This is a genomic window from Desulfosporosinus sp. FKA (genome assembly GCF_002196785.1).
GTDB classification, from domain to species: Bacteria; Bacillota; Desulfitobacteriia; order Desulfitobacteriales; family Desulfitobacteriaceae; genus Desulfosporosinus; species Desulfosporosinus acididurans.
In genome coordinates this window covers 192,743-217,216 of the sequence record NZ_NAHZ01000029.1, presented here as the reverse complement: position 1 = coordinate 217,216, position 24,474 = coordinate 192,743, and the positions used below count along the sequence as shown (strand labels likewise).

The window sequence follows — 24,474 nt, the reverse complement described above, 5'->3', positions numbered from 1 at the left end:
CCCATCAACCTTCTTTTTACTTCCATCACAATGGTGAGAACTTTTGTTATATAGTGACTACATCAAAAAAGCGGCCTCAGCAATATATAAGCTGAAGGTCGCTTTCGCATATTTATTCCAAATGATCTAACCACTGATAATACTCATTTTCTAACTGTATTACGGTAAACTTATTTCTTGCATCCCAAAGCTGCTCATTAATGCTACATTTGTCTCCGTCACGAAGAAGGATAATCCTTATTGGTGCATCCATAAAGATTCACTCCTTTAATATTCTAAGTCGGCTCTTGCACTATAAAGTGTAGTTGACTAAACGGGCTGCGACAGGGTATTGTGATACAAGTTAAGTAAAGAATCAATAATTTGACTAAGTTTTATTACCTCCGGATCAATAAGAGATCTTTGGACCGCTATTCTGTTTAATTTTTCTCGCATCTCCTCAATCAAATATAATAGTTCATCTAAACTCATTCACTTCACCCCCAAAATTCATACCTTTGTAATTATGGGAGTATTCTTCGTAAATAAAAATATTCCTTCTTTGTAATTAAAATTACGTTTTGCAAAGATTAAAGGGGTCTCATTAATTTATACGATGAGAAAGTTTACATAATTATTCAAAGGACAGAAAAAAAACCTCACCGAAGTGAGGGCATGCTTTTATAAAACTATTCTCAGCATGAGCAACATCTCACATGCTATAATATGCATTCAATAATAAATCGAGCCTCTGGCTAAGTTGAATAACTTCAGGGTCGACAAGTGGTTTATTTGACCCCAAAGTATTTAATTTTCCTCGTAAAATCTCAATAGAATTCAGTATTTCGATGGCACTCATTCATCGTCTCACTCCTAATGGTAATTTTTGGACAATATCTCAGCACGATTGCTATTATATTCCAAGTGTTGACTAGAATCAATGAATCCGACAATATTTGTCATCTTAATAAAATTCATAAACCAATAGAAAAAATTCATGGTTCTTATGTTATTGGACATTCTGCGATTCCTTTGATTGCGAGGACAGAAACCAAACTTTTCCACTCTCATCGTTATGAGTAAAAGGATTTCGAAGGTTTATGTTGAATATTTTAAATATTATGTTAATACCCACTAATTCCCTAAATCATAGTACCGATTAGAAAAGAAACAGCTCACCCAATAAGGACTATCTAAGAAATCTTTTGAAAGAGAGATGGATGCCTGTTGAAACAGTGTTCTTTACTAGTGGTTGATGACAATCCGGGAATTCGAATACTTTTAGAAGACCTCTTTTCCTCTAAAGGTTACAAAGTAGGCACAGCTGCTTCAGGACTTGAAGCCTTAGAATTGGCAAAAAAACAGTTTCCAGATCTAATAATATCGGACCTCAGAATGCCGGGGATTAGCGGCATCGAGCTTCGGGAGAGATTATTTAGTTTTAATCCAAATATGAAGGTTATCTTGATGTCTGCTTACGCAGACAAGCAAGAAATGGATGAATTAGCCCGTCATTACGAAATTGATTACATGTTGAATAAACCGTTTGATTTGGAACATTTAAGTGATGTTGTTGATGGCCTATTGAATAAGACGAGTGCCGTTAGTATTTTAACTAAATAAATCGGAACCTTTTTTCAATGTATAACTATTATGCCGCCCTTGCTGTGGGGCGGCTTTTATAATGGACTTTTGGAAAACACTCGTCCTAAACGTGCTCCGCTTATTATATAATTGCCTTCAGCAAGGCATCACAGAGTTTGCCCGCTTGATTAGAAAGACATATTTTTATCCCTCTATCAGCGCTGCAATGCTCTTACCCCCTCTCAATGCATGACTATATGTAGTGGGGGTTGTTGAGGGAGTTTGTCCATTATAAACGGTTGATAGTAACTTGTTCTCTCAAGTTAACAACATATATAAAATATTAACCAAACTTATAAACAAAAATATAATATATTCAAGATTTGTAAGTTATAAGTACAATTAAACCGAAAATATATAACTTAAAATATAATATCCTCTGGATAAACTATAACTTTTATGTTAAAATAATAACATTCTAAACGGGGAGGCTAACAGATTATGAACGAAAACGTGTTCCTGGGATTTTGTCTAACACTTGTAGTAGTAATATTGCTACTTCATAGATGAGGCAAATATGGGGTAATGCTGAAGAAGCATTATCTCCCAAGGAACACTAAAAGTATAAATAATATATTTCCTAAAAGGAGCTTTTAAAAAAGGCTTCTTTTTATTTTTTTGCAAGCTTAGGTAAATATCAAATAGCAAAACAACAAGTCAATATTATTCCTTTTTGGGAAACAGAAGGATTATTACCAAGGGAGTAATAATCCAAAAAATAATATTTTAAAACCAAGTTAGCTTTACACACCTTCTCATCTTAGCGTGATCTAGGCAGCCATAATTCACCTAAGCAATTTGTCACCTTTTGCAGGTTTCCGCTTTTTAGGCTTTGCGGGATTATTTCTAGATGCCAATAAAGATTTCAGCGCCCATTCCGCTAACTGTTCTCTGTTTTCCAAAATATCAACAGGAACCTCATAATATGGCATTACCATGGACTTATCATCAAATGGTTTGAATGGTTTCATTCCTGCCATTATATAATCTGACTTATTAGAGTCATCCACCTTAAAATAAAGGGTGTCATCGGCAAGTAAACCGAAAATCAAACCGTCATAGTAAATACCAGCCCCACCAAACATCTTTTTGACCGTAACATAACCCAACTTTCCAAGTTGGTCTACTACATATTCTTTGAAGCTTTCGCTAATTACCATGATGTTCCTCCAGTATTAGTCTTAGTCTAGAATCTTCACACAACAACTCCGCTCCCTCGGCCCATCGAATTCACAAAAATAAATCCCCTGCCAACGGCCTAGGAGTAATTTACCGTTATGAATAATCACGGTTTGGGATGGTCCAACAGTGCTGGCTTTCTGGTGAGCAGCGGAGTTACCTTCGATGTGACGGCCTTTTGGAGTATTTCAAAGGTTAACGCATCGCAGATCAAAACCATTCGAATTACTCCCAAATATCATATACCTCTTCGTCCTCATCGGTTATAAAGTAAGCATAGTTTTTTCCGGCTTCCTCATCTTGTGTGATTATTTTTCTTGCATATTCCTTAGCCTTTTCTAAATCGTTAAAGGTGCATGTAGCAATTAAATCTTCCTTACCCTCATTCGAATCATCCCATACCTCAAAGATAAACATGTTAATTCCCCTTTGTTAATTTATTTTAGGGTTCTCATTTTAACTATTTACAAGACCCAATTTTATGTTTCTTTTCACCCTGAATATCTCTAAGCTTCCCAAGCTCCGCTCTAGTAATCGTTATTCCCTTGCCCATCTTAGTGTGATCCGGCGACCATTCGCGGATATTATTCGTTAAAACAATATTCTATTCCCAGTTTCTCAAAAAATGGTTCATAGTGACTTTTTTTCATTTGTTCAATTATCTTTTTTGGCCTGACATATGATTTCCTCTTCATTAAGAATACATCTTCGTTTTGAAATTTGCACAACAGGGCTAAAATAAAGACGGCTGAATCTATCCAATCAACATCTTCTGAAAAGCCAATTACTCCTAACGCTCCAGAAGTTTCTAAGAAGTCTTGCAAATTTGATCCTACTGAGCACGAATCTAAAATTATAATAGTCCTATGTAATAATTCTTTAATTTTATTATTTTCTATATTTAAGTTGATTTCGCCATCAATAGCAGACAATTTTCTATAATGTACATTATGCTCTTTAAGTTTAACTTTTTTGATACGACCATGAGCACTCAGAATTACAATATTTATGCCTATTGTTTTATTTGAATCAAGATCAATAAATTGTTCGATATCTTTAACAAAGCGAGATCGCAATAATGGTCTCTGAATAATTTGAACCGGACTATCATTTACAGACAACAGAGTTTCAATCGAAGTATATATTTTAGTTGTTGACCGAGAGTCTTTTATATAACTATCGTCATCTTCTGCCCAATTAGATTCTAATATTAGTAATCTTCTGTTCATTCTAATCATCCTTCATTCCGTTCCCTTAACCTACAACCTTAACCGCATTCTCCCTAATCTGCTTAACAACTTCAACAATCAGTTTTTGCTTAGTACTATCAAACAGTTTCATCAAGCTTTGCGGTTTATCAAATGGCGGCTTCATTAGCTCTAATGGATTTTCAATATACCCATTTTGCACAATGTAATCGATGACTTTCTTCACAAAAACAATTTGAGCTTGACTAAGGGACTGGTCATTGATGAATTCGGAAAATGCTTTATGCGCAGCCTCATAATCCATTTTAGCGATTTTACGCACAAGTAATCCAAACGGCGTATCTTTGAATTCTCTCTTATAATCCTCTGCTGTCCCAAGTTCTCCGGTGAAAATACGCTCCAAACTCTGATAGTCTAGAGCTGTAAGAGGAATGTTATTACGCAGTTTATATATAGCAATCTGGTCACGGTTATTTTCAATGTAACGGTTGACCTTTAGTTTATAGTCCTCAAAGTCATAGGCTGGATCTATACCTTCCCCTTCTTTAACCATAAGTATTTCATCAGCAAGGTTTGTATAAATTGGGCTTCTCTTGCCATCATCGATAATAAATTTGATCAAGTCGCGCAGCTCCAGTCGGACCTTCTCAAACGTCAATACGTCCGGGTTCTGCCAAAACTCATCGGTCCCTATGGTATTAATAAGCTCCAGCTTCTCTTTAATTTGCGGAATGGTAGCCCGGCTTGCAAGAGCAAAGCTTGTATTAATAAGTTGCTTTTTACCTTTCTTGAACTGGGGCAACCCTTCAATTTGGGTCAGCATTATTCCGTACATAAAATTGTCAAATCGTTTGGCGGACTCGTCCGTGTCATCCATATAAACAATTGGTGCCAGCTGAGCTATCAAGTTGTGTTTGTCGATATCCGAAAGACTAACAAAGGCATCCGCATGTTTATATTTTTCTATATGTTGTAGCTGCAATTTCACCGATACAAGTTCAGTATTTAATGCATTTATTTGCTGCAAAACCGTTTCAATCAATCCTGAACGCATTATCTGATACGGCTCATCAATAAATGCAGATTGCTGCAGGTGATGAATCAAGCGTACCCGTTTTGCAAAAATAGCTTCAGAAAGGCTCTGAGTTTCGTTACCCAGTAAGCCTTCTTTATGTTGCCGGAAAAACTCAAAGTTTCCGAGATAGTCAAAAATAACAAAGTGAGTCTTGTCCTGTCCGTCTCCAAACAGGCTTTTACATAACCTTGTGCCACGGCCTATCATTTGCCAGAACTTTGTTTTGGAGCGAATTCGCTTAAAGAATACCAAATTGACGAGCTCCGGTACATCAATGCCGGTGTCCATCATATCCACCGAAACGGCAATGTGGGGATCTTTTTCAGCCACTTTAAAATCGTCAATAATGCTTTGGGCGTAACTATCATCGCATATAACACGCTTTGCAAGGTTGCCGTGATACTGAGGATAAAGTTTATCAAAACGCTGGATGATGTATTCAGCGTGTTTTTTGTTTTGGGCAAAGATGATGGTCTTCCCTAACCTATCGCCGCCTGCAACTTTTATACCTTTTGTCATTAAATCTTCCAGGACCATATCAACTGTCGCTTGGTTAAAGATGAACTCATTAACCGCTGGTGAGGGAATAAAATCAGGCATCTCGCCATCTTCATCAGCGAAATCTTCCTCGTAACGTGCCTTATCCTCATCAGAGAGTTCATCGTAGACAATGCCCTTCTCCAAGAACTTTGTTTTAACTTCAATATTATAGTAAGGTACTAAAACATGATCCTTTTCTACTGCAGTTTCGTAATCATAGGCATAAGTCGGGACACCTTTTTCCATCTCAAAAAATTCGTAGGTATTACGATCAACCTCAGTCTTTGGGGTCGCTGTCAAACCAACTAATAGTCCATCAAAATACTCAAAGATAGCCCGGTACTTCTTAAAGATACTTCTGTGAGCTTCGTCAATCACTATCAAATCAAAATGGGCAGGCGTAAACAGACGCTTGCCATCGTCGCTCTTTGCAGAATCGATGGAATTAAGTATCGTTGGATAGGTTGAAAAGACAATTCTTGAGGTTTTATCATCTTTATTTCTTAGAAGGTTGCATAGAGACATATCCGGCAAATAGTTCTTAAAATCATCCTTGGCTTGTTTTACCAAGGCCGTTCTGTCTGCCAAGAATAATGTATTGGTTACATACCCAGCACGGGACAAAACATCGGTTAAGCTGGATGCGGTTCTTGTTTTACCCGTGCCTGTCGCCATAACAAGCAAGTTTTTTCTATGGCCGGTTGTAATGTTTTCACAAACTGCCCGAATCGCTTCTTTTTGGTAATACCGGTCGGTAATCTTATCGTCAATGACAATTTCATCTAAAGCTTTTCGTTCACTTCGACGATTCATTAGCTTTTCGAGGTCAGCTTTGGAGAATATACCGCTCACTTTGCGCTGCGGTGAAGTTACATCATCCCAGAGATAGGTTTCGAAGCCATTGGTTGTAAACATCATGGGCCGTCTACCCGTCATTTTTTTCAAACAGTCGGCATATAACTTGGCCTGATGGGTACCAATCTTTGGATCTTTGGAAGTACGCTTGGCTTCAATAATGGCTAGAGGCAATCCGTCTTTACCATAAAGTACATAATCAGCATAGCCTTTTCCCTCAGGATTAGGCATACCATAAAGCTCCACTTCTTCACGTACATCATCGCCGAATACCCAACCTAGAAGTTTTAGATCTACATCGATGTATTTTTTACGGGTGAGAAATTCTGAAATATCCTGGGCAGTAAACTTACGTTCTTCTTTATGTTGCTCCTTTTCAGCTGTTAGCCGCTCACTCATGGCGGCGATTTTAGCTCGTAAAGCTTCGATTTCGGATTCTTTTTCCTTGATTTTCTCTTCATCAATTATGACCTTTTCAGAAGGAATACTTTTTTCATCGAAATGGCGTTCTTGATAATTTGAACCATAGTAATAATCAATCCACTGCACGAATTCAAATAATGAAGAAAGTGACAGGATAGCATCACTACTGCTGATGGCTTTTTCAGTATGTACAGCAAGGTTACCCAGTTTAATAATATAAGGCAGCTTGCTCCAGGTTTGAATATCCACCGCAAATTCAAATGACGGCTCATGAATCAATGCCTGCAAGTTGTCCTTATAAGGCATAAAGATAGTGTTATCGGCTGAATAGACCCATTTCACAGCAAGTTCTAAAGCCTTACGGCTTCCCACTGCTGCCATTGCAGGTGATGTGGTAAACACTCGCTCAGCTTCAATGCAAGCAGGTGCAAATAGTGTATATTCAGTTTGTCCCTTTAGGAAATCAAAGTTTGCAGACATTAAATCACCTCAGTATTTAATCAAAATACTTGCTCATCAAGCTGTCAAACAGGTATTGGGTTTCGTCGATTGTCTTTTTAACGAGAGCTTTTTGTTCTTCGATTTTAGTGACGATGGAAGCGAATTGGTTCTGTAGTATAAGCGGTGGTAAAGGAATCTCAAAACTTCTTATCATACCTAAATTTAAATTCTTTTGACGCACTCCTCGTCTGTTTTTAAGAAAATATTCTCGCATTATCTGAGCGCAGTCATATAACCATTCAATATTAGCCATATTCTTTTTGACATCAATATTAGCACAAGCCTGATTAGATGATGAGTTATCTGTTAGGATTCCTAATTTAAAAGCAGCTGTATCGTACATTCCTATAAGCATACTTCCTTTTTTGAAAACCTTTGCTGCACTATTTGATATTGCTTCCTCTGTCAGCTTTTCTTTTGACCCTTTAAGATACCTTTCATTTAATTCACCTGCTGAGTACCAATCTATATCACCTAAAAAATATTCCCGGTTAGTTCTTGTAGGCGTACCCCCACTATTAAGTTCGCCTATATCACCTAACCTTACTAATTTCCATTTTTGGGGGTTAGTTATAGGATCTCCAAACATATCGTAGAACACTGATTTAATAAGATTATCCATCTCTACCATCTGCTGTTTGCGCTTGGCAAGCAGTTCTGCGGCGGTGTCTAAGGTTTTTGCAATGTGCTTTTGGGTTTCGAGGGGTGGGAGGGAAATTTGTAAAGGAGCAATATCCCCATTGTTTATTTGAGGAACAGATGATCCACTCCCGAGCATACCTAAGTCAACACCTTGAAAATAAAAGTATAAAAACTCAGGAAGTATTTTCGAGCCAGGAATTACTCCCATAATATTTAGGTCAGCGCAAATTTCACAAGTGGTAAGTCGCTTTTTGTTCGTAGCAATGGCCCCACCCCTTTTAGGGAATATTGTTGTACCTACGGGAAAAAGTTGTCTTCCTACATCTTTTCGGTATGCATATCTTGTGGAACGTGTGATTCGAGTCTCATTATTTTCTATCGATAAATCCGAGACCTTGATATAAGGGATTTCTCCGTCTTTTAGAACTATCTCCTCAGCTAATGAATTACCGCTTTTTAGTGAACAAATATCTCCTAGCCTAACCATTTCCCACTTACTCACCAATAAGCCCCCTCAACTCCTCCATCTTGGAAGCTATATCGAGGTTCAGCTTATCGAGTCGATCCATAATCACTTGCGGTGGATCATACTCCACCTTTTCATAAACAACCTCTTTATATCGATTTATGGACAAATCGTACCCATTCTCTTCGATGGCAGACTTATTAACAAAAAAGCTCTGTTCGGTAGGCTTACGATCAGTTTCACCCTCAAGATTATGAAAACGGGCAATAATATCTGGAATATCATTAGCTTCAATAGCCGTACGCTTATCGTCCAAGGAAAAACCATCGGCTTTCATATCATAAAACCATACTTTATCAGTACCTCCCGCACCTGTTTTGGTAAACACAAGTACGGCAGTGCTGACGCCAGCATATGGTTTAAATACACCACTGGGCATGGAAATAACTGCTTGAAGCATATGATTTTCAACTAGCTCTTTTCGAAGGGCTTTATGTGCCTTAGTTGTACCAAACAAAACACCGTCCGGTACAATACAAGAACAGCGGCCACCTTTTCGTAACATCCTTAAAAATAGAGCCACAAATAGAAGCTCTGTCTTCTTGGTATCACAAACTGCCTTTAAGTTATCGTTAATACTCTCAGCATCAACAGTACCTGTAAAAGGTGGATTGGCGAGGATTATATCATAAGTAGAAGAAACGCTGTTTTGTTTAGAAACACTGTCAACATAGTCAATATGAGGCTTAGTAATTGAATGAAGCATTAGATTCATAGCTGAAAGGCGAAGCATAGTTCTGTCAGTATCAAAACCTGTAAACATATCGCCCGCAAAATCTTCCCATTGCTTACCTGTCATTTCAGCTTCAAAATGCTCACGAATGTACTCCGCAGAAGACACCAAGAAACCAGCAGTACCACATGCCGGATCACATATTTTATCTTTCGGGGTCGGGGCAAGCAATCGCACCATCATATCTCGAATGTGTTTAGGAGTTCTAAATTGGCCATTTTGACCTGCGGTCGCCAGCTTTCCAAGCATATATTCATAAAGATCGCCTTGCATATCAAGGTCTTTGATATCATGTTCGTAAAGTTCGTCTAGCCCTGTGATGATCTTTTGCAAAACTTGAGGAGTTGGAATTAAAAACATTGCATCTTGCATGTATCGAGAGAAAGCAGTGGTATTTTCTCCATTCATCCCCTTGATAAATGGAAATACCTTTGTACCAACAATATCATAAATCTCACGAGAATCTTTAGTTTTGAATTTACTCCAACGCATAGACTGTCCAATTTCATCTTGTGTGAAGATCTTTGGCATGTTTTCACCACTAAGAGCTTCGAAGCTTTCGTTTTCCAGTTCTTTTTCATCCAAAGAGCGAATGAACATCAAATATGTTAGTTGCTCAATGACAGTTAACGGATTAGTAATACCTCCAGCCCACATATCCGTCCATATTTTATCAACCTTGTTGCGAATTTCTCCTGTTAGCACTTCTTTTGCTCCTATCTCTGTTGAATATAAATTTAATTATACCACTGCTTCTGGACAAATTGTTATAAAAAGGCATCAGTACTTTCTGCCTATAATAGTAAAAATCCAGAGCAACACGCCCTGGATTCGCAAAGCCGTTTAGATTGTTTGGTTTTTCATGGGTGAGGGGGAGATTAAATTTGTTGTATTAAATAGCAATCTTACGCGAGTTAGATAGTAGGCAAAGCTTATAATTTCTGACAAAAGTGATTTGGGGAGCTTTGTCCTCAAGAACTATATCTCTATTTATGTTATCCATGATAACATGTTTGTTGGTATTGGACCTTGAAGAGTCTAGATATAATGGTTTGTTCCATCCGCACGCCGGATCTTGGCATTGGATATAACCTCCATCATAAATTAAGGTATCTCCACACAAAGGACACGTGTTTTTATGATCCACCATAGTCTTCACCTCATTTTCACTTATCACTAAGCAAAATATTTTTTCTCTTCATGTTTAAATCTTAGCATAAAGTTCTTAATAAATTTTGAAATACGCGTGAACATTAGCTGAATATTTGGTGATAATTTTATTAACACTTGCCAAAGCTCTGGTGGATGGTAGTATATACTGAAAAATTACGCCTCTATGCCCGGACGAAATATTGTTCGACCTCACCTATTTTATAAGCAAAAACCCAGAGCAACACGCCCTGGATTTGCAAAGCCGTTTAGATTATTTGGTTTTTCGCAGTCGGGATTTATTTTGTCTTCCGCTAGCAGTGGAGGTCTGACCTAATCAGCCTGCACTTGACTATTGGCTAGATTGTTTTTTGCAATCGTTTAACCAACACAGCTTAATCTTCGTGGTAGTATCTGTTTCCAGTTTGAGGATTGTAATAGACTCTAAGTTTTTTACCGCTAACAGGGTCAATAAAAACTTCATCCGTAACTACGTAACCATTGGGAATTTCTCTTCCATGATTCCTTCGATAGCGTTTATCCCAAATAAACCATGAAAGTAATGCAATAATGAGTAGTCCTCCATAAATTAAAAAATTGAAGCCCAAGACTATTCCCATGCTAATTTTCTTTCTCCACCACTACTGCAGTCCCATAGGCGACAATCTCACTCATTGTCTGTCCAATTTCGCTAGAATCGAATCTCATCATAACAACCGCGTTAGCTCCCATGGCTTGGGCATTCATAACCAACCTGTCAATCGCTTCTTTTCGGGTGTCCTCCAACAATGCTGTGTATTCATGGATTTCCCCGCCAACAAGACTGCGCAACCCTGCTACCACATTTCCGCCTAAACCCCGGCTACGAACAACAACTCCAAATACCTGGCCTTTAACATCAATGACTTTGTACCCTTTGATATTCTCAGTGGTAACAATTAGCATATTTTCGCCCCCTAAAATTTCTAATACTATTTTACTTCATCTCAACTTAATAAATGTAATAATTTTGCGCAAATTTACATACCATTCGAGACTCGGTACTTGACTGCTGGCTAGGCATGGCGGCTATTTCTTCTTGAGGTTTGCAAGGCGCGTGGGGGAGTTGGTGTATCCGTAATAAGCCAAGATAGAAAATGCTTGGATACAAAGTCCGGAGTTCCATCTTAATGCACAGTATCAGAATAATGTACCCTAACTTCAACTACTAATTATGTAGATAATCTCATAGATAAATTGAAATTTGTCGCTCTTTTAAAGTTCCGCGAAAGTATTAGGCTTTATTACATAAACATCAACAATCCTTCCAATGCTCCATTGGCTTTATTTCAAGAATATCCATAGGCGGTATCTGAATATGATTTTTTATCAGAAGTATATTTTCACTCGGTTCACCAAAGGCAGTCAAATATGCCTTTGTCAAATAGTTGAGAACCTTATCCTCTTCGTTTTGATCGTCATCACTATCATAGATAACCTTTTCGCCACTTACCTTGGCTACTATCTCATAAGAATCATGAGTAGACATCCACTCTCGGGACAAATTCAATCCGAGAAGATTATCGATATCCATCAAAATTTCTGGTCTACGATGAACTTGTCCGCGATATGTCAGTATTCGTTCATCCAAATTGATATGGATATCGTGCTTTTCCAAGAACTCTCTCAGCTCAGAGTCATGGCACGAATAAGATTGCTTTAGATCTAATATTCCATACTCCCGAAAAGATGCGCATCCGTTAGCGCTTGTCGTTACATGAAAGTAGACAAATTCGAAATCTCTGTAGCTACGGGGAAGATTTCCATGAGAGTTGATCACGTCTGCCACAAGATAGTCTGTATATTTATATTCGCGCTCGTGCCCAAGATATTGCTTCCACACTGGGATTGGTACGCCTGTGAGATTGGTCAATGTCTGTTGAGCGTATTCAGTTGTGCGAATATCGTAAATCATATTAGGCATAATCATCTATTTTTCTCCATTCCTTCATCCAGTTTCAAATAGACAAATTCCTATTTTTTGGTATGATAAACAGTTGTTAGTCCTTAACTTTTTACTGTTGAACACGTGCAATACCGCCTAATCAGACTCCCTTCCCACCGCCTTCCCCTATCCGTCAGGTAACTTCATCCCTGCGGGATTGAAGGAGTCCGGTGGCTTGACCGGCGGGCTGGAGGGTTATAGGTGTTTGGGGTGTGAGGTGGGGGCGAAATTTTAACAAGGAATTATATGTAAATAACACTATCATTCTAATTCAAATCTGAATACATACACTGAATCGTTATCGCTAATCAAATCTTTAAATGCAGTTACTTCTCCTGTAAATACGGTCTGCGGTATAATCGGGCAAACTGATTGATTGTGTGTCATCACCGCTAAAATTACAGGTTTACCTTTAACTATGTCTGAGCCGTTTGTATTCGCTGATGTTGTTGCTCCATCCTTATCTATTGGTATGCTTGATTTTAATCCGCTGGAGCCACTATTACCGAAGTAAGAAATAATCCATTTTTGCTCATTTGCACCTTGATCAGCCTCTAATGTTGCCAAAACTATCTTTTCGGTATTATCTCCATTGGTATTAAATAAGCTATTTCCATCCATTATTCTTTTAATTACACCCTTATGATGATAATCTATCCAACAATGGGCTTGACCACTTTCCCCTTTTGGCAAACTTACCTGAAAAACAAAGTATTTCTGCACTCCAACCGCATTGAGCAATTGTTTTTCGTCTTTTGACAGTTCTACTGGTACAATCTTTCCATTTTCGGTTTCGGTTGAGGCCTTATTGTTTGAACATCCAGACACAATTAAAATAATGCTGAACACTGTCAGGACAATAAAAACTTTCGCAAATTCTTTAATATTTCTCTTTATCATGTTCAGAACCTTTCTTCCGAGTGGTGCTGTGACCCGATATAACGCATCCCTTCCCCTATCCACCAGACAACCACATCCCATCCTGCGGGATTGAAGGAGTCAGGTGGCTTAACGGGTGGCTAGGGTTATGTCATGGAGGGTATTTCACGGGCATAATAAGTTATTCTCACATGTTAAAAACTTTAACTTCTTATATAAACAATCATTTCCACGTTGCTTGTTCTCACTCTTTAGGCCAAACTAACTCTAATCGTTCTTGCCAAACTTAAGTAAATAGATATTGTACAAAGTTAACGATGTGATCATCACCACAAGATATGAATATTTTCTAAAAGAGGAATCAACAGCTACAAAAAATGTTAACAGTGTAAAAAAATAGCTACACACAAAACCTCGCTTAATAGATTTCCTAGATTCTCTTCTAGTTAATATGATTCCTATACATAAATAGAGTAACGATATCGAAATCAAATAAATATAAAAACTCACATACACCCGCCTCCTATTTTTCTGTGAATAATGCTTTCATATTATTCTACATCTTAGTAAGTCCCCGATTCATGGTAGAACACTTAGCTATCGAATGCAAAACATCCCCCACCTTCCCCAGGGTATCCACTAGGTCAGCACATCCATCCTGCGGGATTGAAGGAGTTCGGCGGGTTGACGGGTGGCTTGGGGTTTATGACTTGACGGGTTTTGGGGCTTGAGAATAGCGAAGGCGATTGGTGGCTGAGGGATTTTCATCGAGATTAATTAGCAATCAATTTTCTCCAGCTTAAAAACCACTGGTCTAATTCCGTCGGTGCAACAAGCTATCATGGATTTATCATCTTTCATCCAATCTTCAAAAGCATCTGTTGAAAAGTTACCGCCTGAAAGCAATACCACGACATATTTGTGAATATCATTCCATGCCCAATCACAGAAATTTTGAGGTTTTTCAAATCCCGCTATAAACTCTTGTCCTTCTTCAAGACAAGGGCAGGTCGAAATATTGGCTTCACAATATTGTTGCGCTAATTCATAATTAAGCGTTTTCTTTAAAACAGTGATTTTACATTTCCGCATAGTAACCTCCAAACCATATTTTATTTGGTATGTTATTTAATCCAATAATTCTGTACTCTCCACATCATATGCCGCATCTTCCACCCTCCCCGGTATCCACCAAGCAACCACATCCACATCCTGCGGGATTGAAGGAGTTCGGTGGTTGACTGGTAGCTGTGGTTTATCTTGGCGGCTATTTCTATATGAGGTTAGTGGGAGTGCAGGGTAATGTAGTGCGGATTGGCAATTCCCGGTAGCAGAAACCTGAAGTTCCATCTTAATGCACAACATCAGAATAATACAGTAATAACATTACAGATTTACTTTTTTACTAGCTTTATAATCATTTTTAATTCTTTTAAAGTCAAAAATAAATATAATCACTTGATTAGTCAATGCTACTATAAAATCTGTAGAGAGCTTATTGTCTACAAAATAATATAAAATCAAGGTCAATATACCGACATATATACCAGCTTTAATAAGTTCCTTCAAAATAAATGGCATGTGTATCCTCCTCCCATAACTATTGCACTAAATCCTACAAACGTGCAATACCGCCTAATGAGACTACCCACCACCTTCCCCGTATCCAGCAGGTAAGTTCATCCATCCTCCAGGATTGAAGGAGTTCGGCAGGTTGACGGGTGGCTTCGATTTATTGGCGGAAACTTGGGGTTAAGGGGTAGCAGACGGTACAGGTGGCGAGAGTTGAGAAATTGAGATCTGTTAATCCGAGTATCTTTTGATTGCTATGATTGTCTGCTAGTTATGACTTTCAAAATTTCCTTTAAAGTTTTATCAATACTGTTTAGCTTTCGAACGTACCAGACTACCACTATTATTAATGCTACGGGAATTACAACAATCGGTGATATAATTCCAAATTCTAACGGGGATATAAAAGCTGGGAAAAGGAACATCGATACTACCTCCTTCAATTTCGCTTTGGAGTCCAGATTAGTATTAATTCACACAGCTAGTTACCCACTCCCCCCTTACACCAACCTATCCCCCACCCGCCTTTCACATATCCGCCAGGTAAGATCCCATCCTGCGGGATTGAAGGAGTTCGATAGGTTGACTGGGTGGCTGCGGTTTTATGACATTGGCGGGTATTTCTATATGAGGTTAGTGGGAGTGCAGGGTAATGTAGTGCAGATTGGCAATTCCCGGTAGCAGAAACCCGAATTTCCATCTTAATGCACAACATAGGAATGATGCGACATATTCAAGGCTATAATCACTAATCAATGTTCATATTTCAACGGTGTTCTTTTTAGATAGCTTTTTTGTTAAGGTAAGCCCAACAATATATAAAACTAAATAAATAGGAATATAGCTATATGCAGTAAAATTATACAAAATAGCAAACAGTCCAAAGAATGCTATAGCTATTATAGCTGCATTCACCCATGACTTTATTTTTAGCTTGAACGTTAATATTCCCAAGAAAATCGATAATAAAGGATAAATCATAAATAGAAGCATTAAAATAATGCCCTCTCCAGCAGAAGGTGGGAGGCTAAATGCATAGTAGCTAGGCGAAACGATGACCAAGGTTTCAACCAAAATCACTAATATTCCTTTAAGGAAAATATCTGCTATCGTATTCTTCACTAAACGCCCTCCAATTTTTGGCTGATTCTAATCGCACCATTCTTACATGGCTACCCCTTAAATATAAATTTGCTACGCTTTATCCTACAAACGTGCAATACCGCCTAATGAGACCACCCACCACCTTCCCCGTATCCAGCAGGTAAGTTCATCCATCATGCGGGATTTAAGGAGTTCGGTAGGTTGACCGAGGGCTGGAGTTTATCACATTGGTGGGGATTTGGGCTTGAGGGTAGCGGGGGGCGAGATACGATGTATTTGTTATTGATTAGGTATTCCAAAATGCCCAGCATATTTATTCTTTAGTTGGTGCAGGCATATTATGTTCATGCATATAATCATTTATTTTATTTGCAGAATATTTGTCAATCTTCGGTGGTTGAAAACATATCCAAATAGTAACAAGCAACGTAGTTACTACAAATACGGCGATTACGGCAATCTTTAATTGTATCTTCATCTTCTAATCACTCTCCACATTAGTGATAATGTTAATCATCCGTATTCATATGACCAATTCCCCGCTCCATATCCCTCCACATTCCCAATATCCCCCAGACAACCACATCCCATCCTGTGGGATTGAATGAGTTCGGTGGGTTGACTGGGTTTATGCGGATTTGGGGGTGAGGGTAGCGGGTGCGGCTAAATGGCTAGGATCTGAATTGAGAATGGCCTTCTATAAATATAGAAGAAATTATTCCATTCGTTCAATGCTCTCTTGCACTATGGCCACCATATCTTCTTCCGCACCTAGACTGAAGTTAAAAAGAACACCTTTCCCTCCACCAGCACCAATCGCAGAAATAAAAATATTATCGCCATGTCCCACTACGGTGAGGCTTAAACTCGCTCTGTTTCCATTTCTCATAAAATATTTATCGTAAACCCGAACGGCTATATTTGTATTTCCAGAAATGTAATTGCTCTCATCGACTAAATTCATAGTTAATCCACTATTTCCAATATCCTCTTGCAAATGGTTAACCACTTCCTCAAATTGACCAGTAATCGTTTTTTCATACTTAGCCATTATTATCCCATCCCTCATATTGAGCCGCTATACCCATCCAGCTTTCCCTCCAAATAACTATCGATCATATTGTCCGGAACATTGCCACGTTGAGCTGTCCGCCAACTGACGGAATTGGTGTACGGGCCAGTTCTAACCGCTCTTCTTTCCTAATTATACCACCGTACCTCGACAAATTGTATAAATCCAGAGCAACACGCCCTGGATTACATTCCCGCAAAGCCGTTTAGATTATTTGGTTTTTCATGGGTGGGGGGTATTTATCCTATAACTTGAACACCAGCTTGGCGGGTTGCACTGTTCGGAACAGGACTGGAGTTCCATTCTAATGCATAACATCAGAATATTGAGCAGTATCTCTCCCTGAATTTATATTTTTGGCTCAACTGCTTTGAATATAAATCTTAATGTCATAATGACAGATGCAAGTCTATACTTTATCTCAATTGGTACTGTGTTAGTGTCATTAATAAAATCTAGAACATCCTGCTCTTTAATTTTAGCAAATCTTGCAATAGTATTAGCACTTATCTTATGCACTTCAATAAGCACTTCTAAAAATGCTTTGAATTTAAAATCTGGTTCTTCATTTACAATATTGTCTAACATTAGCAGTGAGAACAGAAAAGAATGCAATTCATAGCCTGTTGGTATTTCAAACTTATGTCCATCATTTTTTACTCCCAACAAATTCGATAGGCATTCTGTGCTCATTCCGAAATCGTCCGTCAATGTTCTCAATTTTTCTTCTAATTCATTAAACCCTATATTATTCTTAAGCTTAATCATCTCTGACATTTTTTCACCTCACGAAATTTCAAACTTAGAAAAGTTAATGTACTAAATCCTACAAACGAGCAATACCGCCTAATCAGACTGCCCCTCCACCTTCCCCAGTATCCACCAGGCAACCACATCACATCCTGCGGGATTAAAGAAGTTCGGTAGGTTGACGAGTGGCTGGGGGTTAAAGGGATTTGGGGGTGAGGCTATACAAGGGGTAAGATAACTTAATTTCTGGGTATACCAGCAAGTCTGTATGCACACATCGTAACTGTCCCTGCAGAAATAGTTATATACATTCTACACTTGTTAAATAGAGAACGACCGTACCCAATTAAAATGGAATACAACTCTTACTCAAATATTTCGCCAAGTATTCAGAAAATATCTTCTGATATTCTTCATTATCTTTTATGATATCTATTACATCACTAAAAAAAATATTTTCAATGTCATCATAATTTATTTTTTCTAATGTAATAGAATTCTTTTTCACATTTGTTAAAAGATCTCCTAATTCTGTAAATATATTTACGTAAAATGTTTTCAAACGACTATCATCATAAATCGCGTCATATTCTTGCGCGATTGCTAAATCATCACTCATTAAATATTCCTTAGTAATAAAATCTGCCACCGCGATCCAATGTTTATTTTCAATTGTTCCTCCGTACATTTTAAACTTTAATGCTATTTTTTCTGCGGCATATTTTAATACTAATTTATTCTGATTAAATATGACTTCATCATATTCAGAAGACTCCTTTGTAAGAATTTTTTCACCAACTTTTTGTATCATCTGATTCATCTGTGCTGTTAGACTCTTCAACTCGTCAATAGTGGTAATAACTTCAGCTTCACCTTTAATATTTTGAAGATCTTTTAAGTATAAATAGAACATTCCAGCTAATTGGCTTTTCAACTGGATCTCTATATCCTCGAAATTTTCAAACATGTATATAGGCAATCCAAATTTTCGAATCTCATTAATAAACTCGAAAACATATATACTATCTACATGGGCAAAAGAAAATTTTGGCTCTTCGTTATTTTGCAATAGTTCGCGAAATAATTCTTTATTTTTTTTATATGTTTCATATTCCGTATGAACATTTTTATCAATAAAAATAAAAATAGGTAGATTCTTTTCTTTTGCAGTTATAAATTCTTTTCTTGTAATAGATATATATTGCTCATAATTATCTATTAGTTTCTTGCCATCACTTTCATTTGAAGCTTTTGATCCATATCTCCCGCCAACAATCAATACCATCATATGGCATGTTTTAACTTCATTATAGCAAGATTCATCTAATTTTTTTTCATGTTCAAATGTTATGCTTCCGCTTTCAAATAGAACTGGTTCAAATCCATAAGAATATATAAATCTTTCCACGTTATTTCGAATATATTTTAGATCGTAAAATGTCGAACTCACAAAGACCCTGGGTTTCAAACGGTATCATCCCCTAAAATTTTTTGATAGCAAAATAGGGTAACAAAAATAATTACAAACAATTTAAAGATGCTTTGTTCGATTATTCCTGGACATCCATAAAACAAATCACCAACCACATGCCTCTTAAGTTCAAGAAGCCGCCTCGATCCATTATTTTTACAAAAGAAGGTGGGAACCATCTAGCGCTTAAACAATTTGCGGTTATGCTTCCGTTTTGAGGGGAGAAAAAGAAGCCCAGGGTAATAAATACTGGACATCATCTTGTCACTACTGGGAGGGGACAGATTTTTCAGAAGGAAAGGAATTGATATATATAGGCACTATCAAGTAATATGGTTTCAAGATTGGTCATATTGGATTAATAGAAAATTTAATGTCTTATTTCTGAAATTCGATTGTAGAGCGGTATCTAGTTGTCTATCTTCTAAGACAAATGATGTCATGTTTTTGGAATATACGTTGCTTTCATAATGTTTTTAAGCAAAACCTAGATTTATCCCACTCCCGATGATTAAAAAAGATATTATTATGGATCTGTCATATTTTCAAATACTTATACTTATGTTCTCTTTTTTTAAAGGCATCCAAGCCCCCTTCCATTATTTCACAGATTCCTTTTTTAATCATTTTTTCCTCAATACATCCTGTTGACTTGTTGAACTTTAACGCGACGTCCCCGTTATCATTTCTATCTAGCATAATAATTCCTTCTGCATCACCCAATACTGGTATGTTAGGGTTATGAGTAACTATAATTATTTGTCGCCTAGATTTCTGTTTTCTAATATTATCAACTACTAGCTTTATAATTAGGCTATTGTCTAAATCATCTTCTGGTTGATCAATTATCAGTGGCTCAGTCCCTTGATTTAAAATGAATGCCAATATTGCAGCACTTTTTTGTCCAGGAGAACCTTCATTTATGCCTATCTCCTGGTTTCCATTTATAATTTTAATATCTATCCTATCTTCTATGTCAATACCAAATAACGAACTAAGTGTATTGTCTTTAAATTTATTAATCCATATGGTTTTGAATTTTGGGTCAAGTTCCTTGTCTATTAGAAATTCGTTTATATCTCCTGTATTAGTAGTCAATATAAACTTAAGCCATTCCTTATATTTATCAAGATCCAAAACATCATTTTCAAATAGTGTATTGTAAATATGTAAAAATATCGAATCAAAATTATCTTTCTTACCTACATCTCTCCTAATATTTTGTAACCACCTCATACCATGTGATAAAGGATTTATAGTTAACCTTATATTTTCTGCGCTCAAATTTATGTTCTGCAAAATTTCTCTGCGTTTATTTGTAAGTTTTATAGCCTCTTCAATGTATTCATCTACTTTGGTTAATATTTTCTTTTTAATCTCATCTTTATTAACCTCCTCATTTTCTAATTTCCTTAAATTATTAATATTTTTACTATTGTTATCAAGTATTTCTTTGTATTTATCGAGTTGTATGTCTTTATTATTATTCAGAAATTCTTTATACTCTTTTTCTACTTTTGCAATTGAATTTAGTAATTTGCTATTTCTGATGATCTCATTTATGGCACTGAAACGTGAATAAGACTCATTTTTAAATTGCTTTAAAGATAATTCAACCTTTCTAATTTCAATCATAATTTCAGAGATTAAAATTTTGCCTTCATCATAAGAAACACTATCTGTAAAATTTTTAAAATCTTCTATTTTTTCAACAGTTTCATATATCAATCTTTCTTTTGTTTTAGACAGTTCTTCTAACCAGTCACTGATTGTTTTTAAAGTACTGTTTAGTTTATCTAATTTTTCCTTTTTCTCTAGTATTCCGCTCGTTCTAAACTTCTCAAGCTTATTGTTGCTATTTTCTAATTCTGCTTTGACTTTGGGTATTTCTTTAAGTTTTCTTCTAGTATTATCTAATTGATTCACTAAATTGAGAATTTCATTCTTTTTATCCCTGATCTTCTCTTGTATGTCGATTTTGTCGGCAATTATATTGTTATCTATAATTTCCAAAAGAGGACTGGATTCATTTTTTTCAATATCATCCTCATTTTCAACAAGGTTATATATTTCCTTCTGACCAAATATCGTTGAACTAAATTCAGGAGGGCTTTCGATCTCACTTCTATTAGAATCTACTATAGTCCATTTGGGTGATGTCCGAGAACCATTTATGGTAATCATGTATGGTTTACTGGACCCAAAATTATAATATAAATCAATTTGACTTCCTGCTTTATAAGTTTTATAAAGCACCTTCGAATTTTTCAAATCATATCCCTTATTTAAAGCAAGCTTTATACTTTCAACTAATGTTGATTTTCCAGCGCCTCTAGGTCCAACAATACAATTTAAATTTGGCGAAAATCTTACATTAATTTTTTCAATATGCTTTAATTTATGGATGGTCATACCCGCCAAATAGTTATGATTAACTCTGTTGGGATCTTCTTCATCAGCAGTTCTTTCTACAACTTTAATAATCCTGCTTTCGGGATCCAATAAGGCCTGCCGTAAACCCTCTAATGAGGGTTCGCTCATTTTTACCCATGTATACTTTTCTCCTAATCCATCAACTGAATGCTCCCCCTCCCTTTCACCAGGATTATCCGAACCAATTATTGTGGCAACAGCGGGCAGTACTTTACTTTCTATTTTTGAATTTACTAAGTCTTCCCCACCTTGGTCTCTTACTTCTATGGCGTCTATACTGATCTTCCTTAAAAATTGTTTTATATCTTCATCAGTTAGAAGTCTTCCCATTCCTTTATTTTTATCAAAATGTGCTGGGATAATAATAATTTTCTCTTTATATTCTTTTTTAAAATATTCAATTGCCTCTATTAGGTCATTCTCACTAATATATTTAATGGTATCTCCCCAGCTAGTAATAGGTATCTTACATTGTTCAATAAAAGTGCGATGCATATCTTCAGTGGTAGAAGGGTCGAATATAACTATTACATGCATTCTATTAATTGTTAAACAAATCTCTATCCCTGGAAAAATGATTACTTTATTCTCTAAGCTCTTATTAGCTTCTCTTATTGTTTCAATCCATTCCAATGAATTGTGGTCGCAAACTACAGTTGCTTGAATTCCCCTTTCAATACATTTACTAATCCATTGCATAGCTAGATCTTGTTTACTTCGTATATCCTCGTTTACCACTTTATAATTTTTAAAACATCTGCTTGCAGGTGTATGTGTATGAAAATCGACTTTCCACCATTTTGCAACTCCCACAAAACTCATCTCCCAAAGCTTTTTACTAGCTAAATTATACCAAAAAATGACTCAAAATTTTTATTTTGGAGTCATTTTTGGTTATCTTTTTTATATTTATAACAAATGAGAACCTCTTTAAAATCTATTTTTTTGTTATACACTTTGCACCAAGCAATATTTTCTACGATAATTTTATTCACGCAAGATGCACAACCAACTATTTTCATACGCCAACGCTCACCACCTTACTCTTACCATTTTATTATTAGTAGTATTATTAGATACCAACTAATATTAATTTGTTAACTTTAATAGACGTATCAAACGAACAAAAGCTCTTAAGTCTTTTTCTATCGATTAGTCGGATCAATTATAGAAACAACATGTAAGACTTTAAAACTTATATCTGCCATTTCCCATGTTTGACAACATGCATGAAAATTTCCGTCATACGACTTCCATCACACGCACACACGCACAAAAAAAGCCCCTGCCAGCATAGGCAGAGGCCAAGTAAAAATTGAGTTTATGGGGCAGAATTGAGAATGTTTTATGTAAAAAAACGCCATTTTACATTAAATATGTTCCCTTGGACGCAGTCTTAACACATTCTTGATATTTTTAGCCTATTTCAAAAATATCCCATCCCCGAAACCCTTGGTACAGGCGGATCTCAAAATGTAGATGTTTTCAAACTTACCACGGTCTCAACGTGGTGTGTTCATGGGTACATGTTCCAAAAATGCTGTTTTCTAGACCCGACCACAATTTCGGAGGCCTTGTTCTAAGGCGGTATATAATTCGTGACATGCTGCTACAGTTTAGGATCAGTTAGAAAAGAGACGATTGAATCAAAAATGAATATCTCCACTAAACTAAAATGCAACTGACCTATTGGCCAGTTGCATTTTCCTTATCGATTGTTAATCCTTTGATTTTACACGTCAACCGGTAGTCTAACTGTTGTCTTAGTGTTACACCTTAAATCCCATCATAAGCTTTTTGCAAAGCGTCCACATCAAATTTCTTCATTTTCAGGAACGCCTCTGTCACCCGCTGTAATCGTTTTCTGTCACCAGATTTCATCATTTCATCCATTATCGCAGGCACAATTTGCCACGATACTCCAAACTTGTCCTTGACCCAACCGCATTGTTCAGCTTCAGGTACGGCAGAGAGCCTGTCCCCGACGTAATCAATCTCCTTCTGGTCCTCACAATTTATCATGAGTGAAAATGCTTCATTAAAACCATAATCCACATCAAAGCCGTTGTCCATCGCAGAAAAAGCGATATCGTTCAGTTTGAATGCAGCATAGTTTATTTTTGCCTTTGGTAACTCAGCTTCTCCTTCTTTATATCTGCTGATTGTCCCTATTTCCGATTTTTCAAAGACCCCAGTGTAGTACCTTACAGCTTCTTCAGCTTTCCCGCATGATTCATCTGAGAAAAGCAAGTTGGGGGTAATCTTTGGAACACTTTGGCCATGGTCGGTAAGCATCAACTGCCAGGATAAACCGTACCGGTCCTGAACCCAGCTATACCGCTTACTAAAGGGGTATTCACCCAATGGCATTAATTCCGTTCCCCCTTCAGATAATGCTCTCCACTTGCTATTCACCTCTTCTATTGAGTAGCAAGCGACCATCAAGGAAATAGAAGGGTTGAATTTGAAGAAAGGGCCAGCACTGATCGCCTTAAATTGCTGTCCGGCTAACTCAAAACTTACACTTTCTGCGTCACCTGATGGGGTGTTTTCTATAACTGTTACATCCAATAGTTTCGATTGGTCAAATAAACTGGTATAAAACAGGGCCGCTTCTTTGGCCTCCGTGTCGTACCATAAATGCGGAACAATTTTTTGCATAACAAGCTCCTCCTTAACACCACTTAACTGGATTTTATGGAGTTCATTGCATGGGGACTACTGGTAACAAATGTGGCAAGTGGAACTCAACTTG

Annotated in this window: 24 protein-coding genes and 1 pseudogene; 1 reads left to right on the top strand and 24 read right to left on the bottom strand. The window is 37.0% G+C overall.

Going from position 1 to position 24,474, the window contains the following annotated elements:
- Window positions 1–112 precede the first annotated feature (112 nt).
- The 3 genes from B5771_RS24345 to B5771_RS13880 all read right to left on the bottom strand — a co-directional run bounded on the left by B5771_RS24345 (window position 113) and on the right by B5771_RS13880 (window position 838).
- On the bottom strand, window positions 113–253 hold the full coding sequence (locus tag B5771_RS24345) for a hypothetical protein (RefSeq protein ID WP_172408275.1): 141 nt from the start codon (window positions 251–253) through the stop codon (window positions 113–115).
- Window positions 254–309: 56 nt separating this feature from the next.
- Entirely contained in the window at window positions 310–471 is a 162-nt protein-coding gene (locus B5771_RS13885; protein WP_088188055.1) for an aspartyl-phosphate phosphatase Spo0E family protein, read from the bottom strand.
- Between the two features lie 220 nt (window positions 472–691).
- The gene (locus B5771_RS13880) at window positions 692–838 is read right to left on the bottom strand and encodes an aspartyl-phosphate phosphatase Spo0E family protein (RefSeq protein ID WP_088188054.1); all 147 of its coding nucleotides are present in this window, start codon (window positions 836–838) and stop codon (window positions 692–694) included.
- A gap of 368 nt (window positions 839–1,206) precedes the next feature.
- Here B5771_RS13880 and B5771_RS13875 point away from each other — a divergent pair, with 368 nt between their 5' ends.
- Window positions 1,207–1,602, top strand: coding sequence for a response regulator (locus B5771_RS13875; protein WP_088188053.1), 396 nt, complete (start codon window positions 1,207–1,209; stop codon window positions 1,600–1,602).
- An 806-nt stretch (window positions 1,603–2,408) separates the two neighbouring features.
- Here B5771_RS13875 and B5771_RS13870 read toward each other — a convergent pair.
- The 21 genes and pseudogenes from B5771_RS13870 to B5771_RS13775 form a co-directional block, all read right to left on the bottom strand.
- Entirely contained in the window at window positions 2,409–2,783 is a 375-nt protein-coding gene (locus tag B5771_RS13870) for a TfoX/Sxy family protein (protein ID WP_088188052.1), read from the bottom strand.
- Between the two features lie 21 nt (window positions 2,784–2,804).
- Window positions 2,805–2,981 (bottom strand): annotated as a pseudogene (locus B5771_RS13865) (secondary thiamine-phosphate synthase enzyme YjbQ); the annotation flags it as partial.
- A gap of 46 nt (window positions 2,982–3,027) precedes the next feature.
- Window positions 3,028–3,219, bottom strand: a complete 192-nt coding sequence (locus tag B5771_RS13860; protein ID WP_088188051.1) for a hypothetical protein — start codon at window positions 3,217–3,219, stop codon at window positions 3,028–3,030.
- A gap of 43 nt (window positions 3,220–3,262) precedes the next feature.
- On the bottom strand, window positions 3,263–3,385 hold the full coding sequence (locus B5771_RS23895; RefSeq protein ID WP_282433344.1) for a hypothetical protein: 123 nt from the start codon (window positions 3,383–3,385) through the stop codon (window positions 3,263–3,265).
- Between the two features lies 1 nt (window position 3,386).
- A complete protein-coding gene (locus B5771_RS13855) occupies window positions 3,387–4,031 on the bottom strand; it encodes a hypothetical protein (RefSeq protein ID WP_088188050.1) in 645 nt (214 codons plus the stop codon).
- Window positions 4,032–4,056: 25 nt separating this feature from the next.
- Window positions 4,057–7,383, bottom strand: a complete 3,327-nt coding sequence (locus tag B5771_RS13850; RefSeq protein WP_088188049.1) for a DEAD/DEAH box helicase family protein — start codon at window positions 7,381–7,383, stop codon at window positions 4,057–4,059.
- A gap of 16 nt (window positions 7,384–7,399) precedes the next feature.
- Window positions 7,400–8,548 (bottom strand): restriction endonuclease subunit S, encoded by a 1,149-nt coding sequence (locus B5771_RS13845; RefSeq protein ID WP_088188048.1) that lies wholly within the window; start codon window positions 8,546–8,548, stop codon window positions 7,400–7,402.
- The gene (locus tag B5771_RS13840; RefSeq protein ID WP_088188047.1) at window positions 8,541–10,010 is read right to left on the bottom strand and encodes a class I SAM-dependent DNA methyltransferase; all 1,470 of its coding nucleotides are present in this window, start codon (window positions 10,008–10,010) and stop codon (window positions 8,541–8,543) included. Before B5771_RS13840 ends, B5771_RS13845 begins: the two co-directional genes overlap by 8 nt.
- An 839-nt stretch (window positions 10,011–10,849) precedes the next feature.
- Entirely contained in the window at window positions 10,850–11,074 is a 225-nt protein-coding gene (locus B5771_RS13830; protein ID WP_088188045.1) for a hypothetical protein, read from the bottom strand.
- Window position 11,075: 1 nt separating this feature from the next.
- Window positions 11,076–11,399, bottom strand: coding sequence for a heavy metal-binding domain-containing protein (locus tag B5771_RS13825; protein ID WP_088188044.1), 324 nt, complete (start codon window positions 11,397–11,399; stop codon window positions 11,076–11,078).
- Between the two features lie 349 nt (window positions 11,400–11,748).
- Entirely contained in the window at window positions 11,749–12,423 is a 675-nt protein-coding gene (locus B5771_RS13820) for a hypothetical protein (RefSeq protein WP_088188043.1), read from the bottom strand.
- A gap of 276 nt (window positions 12,424–12,699) precedes the next feature.
- A complete protein-coding gene (locus tag B5771_RS13815) occupies window positions 12,700–13,338 on the bottom strand; it encodes a hypothetical protein (protein WP_088188042.1) in 639 nt (212 codons plus the stop codon).
- 756 nt (window positions 13,339–14,094) lie between these two features.
- Window positions 14,095–14,409, bottom strand: coding sequence for a TIGR04076 family protein (locus tag B5771_RS13810; protein WP_088188041.1), 315 nt, complete (start codon window positions 14,407–14,409; stop codon window positions 14,095–14,097).
- 294 nt (window positions 14,410–14,703) lie between these two features.
- Window positions 14,704–14,898: a hypothetical protein gene (locus B5771_RS13805; protein WP_088188040.1), complete on the bottom strand. Its 195-nt coding sequence runs from the start codon at window positions 14,896–14,898 to the stop codon at window positions 14,704–14,706.
- A gap of 750 nt (window positions 14,899–15,648) precedes the next feature.
- Entirely contained in the window at window positions 15,649–16,011 is a 363-nt protein-coding gene (locus B5771_RS13800; protein ID WP_088188039.1) for a hypothetical protein, read from the bottom strand.
- Window positions 16,012–16,708: 697 nt separating this feature from the next.
- Complete coding sequence (locus tag B5771_RS13795) at window positions 16,709–17,044, bottom strand: DUF6054 family protein (RefSeq protein WP_047810237.1); 336 nt, start codon at window positions 17,042–17,044, stop codon at window positions 16,709–16,711.
- Between the two features lie 369 nt (window positions 17,045–17,413).
- Window positions 17,414–17,842, bottom strand: a complete 429-nt coding sequence (locus B5771_RS13790) for an HTH domain-containing protein (protein ID WP_053006401.1) — start codon at window positions 17,840–17,842, stop codon at window positions 17,414–17,416.
- Window positions 17,843–18,161: 319 nt separating this feature from the next.
- Entirely contained in the window at window positions 18,162–19,283 is a 1,122-nt protein-coding gene (locus B5771_RS13785; protein ID WP_088188038.1) for a DUF4062 domain-containing protein, read from the bottom strand.
- A gap of 540 nt (window positions 19,284–19,823) precedes the next feature.
- Window positions 19,824–22,532: a TrlF family AAA-like ATPase gene (locus B5771_RS13780; protein ID WP_172408274.1), complete on the bottom strand. Its 2,709-nt coding sequence runs from the start codon at window positions 22,530–22,532 to the stop codon at window positions 19,824–19,826.
- 71 nt (window positions 22,533–22,603) lie between these two features.
- The gene (locus tag B5771_RS24340; protein ID WP_172408273.1) at window positions 22,604–22,741 is read right to left on the bottom strand and encodes a hypothetical protein; all 138 of its coding nucleotides are present in this window, start codon (window positions 22,739–22,741) and stop codon (window positions 22,604–22,606) included.
- A 754-nt stretch (window positions 22,742–23,495) separates the two neighbouring features.
- Window positions 23,496–24,380: a VOC family protein gene (locus B5771_RS13775; RefSeq protein WP_088188036.1), complete on the bottom strand. Its 885-nt coding sequence runs from the start codon at window positions 24,378–24,380 to the stop codon at window positions 23,496–23,498.
- Between the last annotated feature and the right edge of the window lie 94 nt (window positions 24,381–24,474).

Bases quoted from the DNA above. Each gene is read 5' to 3' on its own strand.
- B5771_RS13820 (WP_088188043.1), bottom strand. From the start codon at position 12,423: ATGATTATGCCTAATATGATTTACGATATTCGCACAACTGAATACGCT.
- B5771_RS13815 (WP_088188042.1), bottom strand. From the start codon at position 13,338: ATGATAAAGAGAAATATTAAAGAATTTGCGAAAGTTTTTATTGTCCTG.
- B5771_RS13855 (WP_088188050.1), bottom strand. From the start codon at position 4,031: ATGAACAGAAGATTACTAATATTAGAATCTAATTGGGCAGAAGATGAC.
- B5771_RS13880 (WP_088188054.1), bottom strand. From the start codon at position 838: ATGAGTGCCATCGAAATACTGAATTCTATTGAGATTTTACGAGGAAAA.
- B5771_RS13825 (WP_088188044.1), bottom strand. From the start codon at position 11,399: ATGCTAATTGTTACCACTGAGAATATCAAAGGGTACAAAGTCATTGAT.
- B5771_RS13885 (WP_088188055.1), bottom strand. From the start codon at position 471: ATGAGTTTAGATGAACTATTATATTTGATTGAGGAGATGCGAGAAAAA.
- B5771_RS13795 (WP_047810237.1), bottom strand. From the start codon at position 17,044: ATGGCTAAGTATGAAAAAACGATTACTGGTCAATTTGAGGAAGTGGTT.
- B5771_RS24345 (WP_172408275.1), bottom strand. From the start codon at position 253: ATGGATGCACCAATAAGGATTATCCTTCTTCGTGACGGAGACAAATGT.
- B5771_RS13870 (WP_088188052.1), bottom strand. From the start codon at position 2,783: ATGGTAATTAGCGAAAGCTTCAAAGAATATGTAGTAGACCAACTTGGA.
- B5771_RS13775 (WP_088188036.1), bottom strand. From the start codon at position 24,380: ATGCAAAAAATTGTTCCGCATTTATGGTACGACACGGAGGCCAAAGAA.
- B5771_RS13830 (WP_088188045.1), bottom strand. From the start codon at position 11,074: ATGGGAATAGTCTTGGGCTTCAATTTTTTAATTTATGGAGGACTACTC.
- B5771_RS13850 (WP_088188049.1), bottom strand. From the start codon at position 7,383: ATGTCTGCAAACTTTGATTTCCTAAAGGGACAAACTGAATATACACTA.
- B5771_RS13810 (WP_088188041.1), bottom strand. From the start codon at position 14,409: ATGCGGAAATGTAAAATCACTGTTTTAAAGAAAACGCTTAATTATGAA.
- B5771_RS13860 (WP_088188051.1), bottom strand. From the start codon at position 3,219: ATGTTTATCTTTGAGGTATGGGATGATTCGAATGAGGGTAAGGAAGAT.
- B5771_RS13790 (WP_053006401.1), bottom strand. From the start codon at position 17,842: ATGTCAGAGATGATTAAGCTTAAGAATAATATAGGGTTTAATGAATTA.
- B5771_RS24340 (WP_172408273.1), bottom strand. From the start codon at position 22,741: ATGAAAATAGTTGGTTGTGCATCTTGCGTGAATAAAATTATCGTAGAA.
- B5771_RS13805 (WP_088188040.1), bottom strand. From the start codon at position 14,898: ATGCCATTTATTTTGAAGGAACTTATTAAAGCTGGTATATATGTCGGT.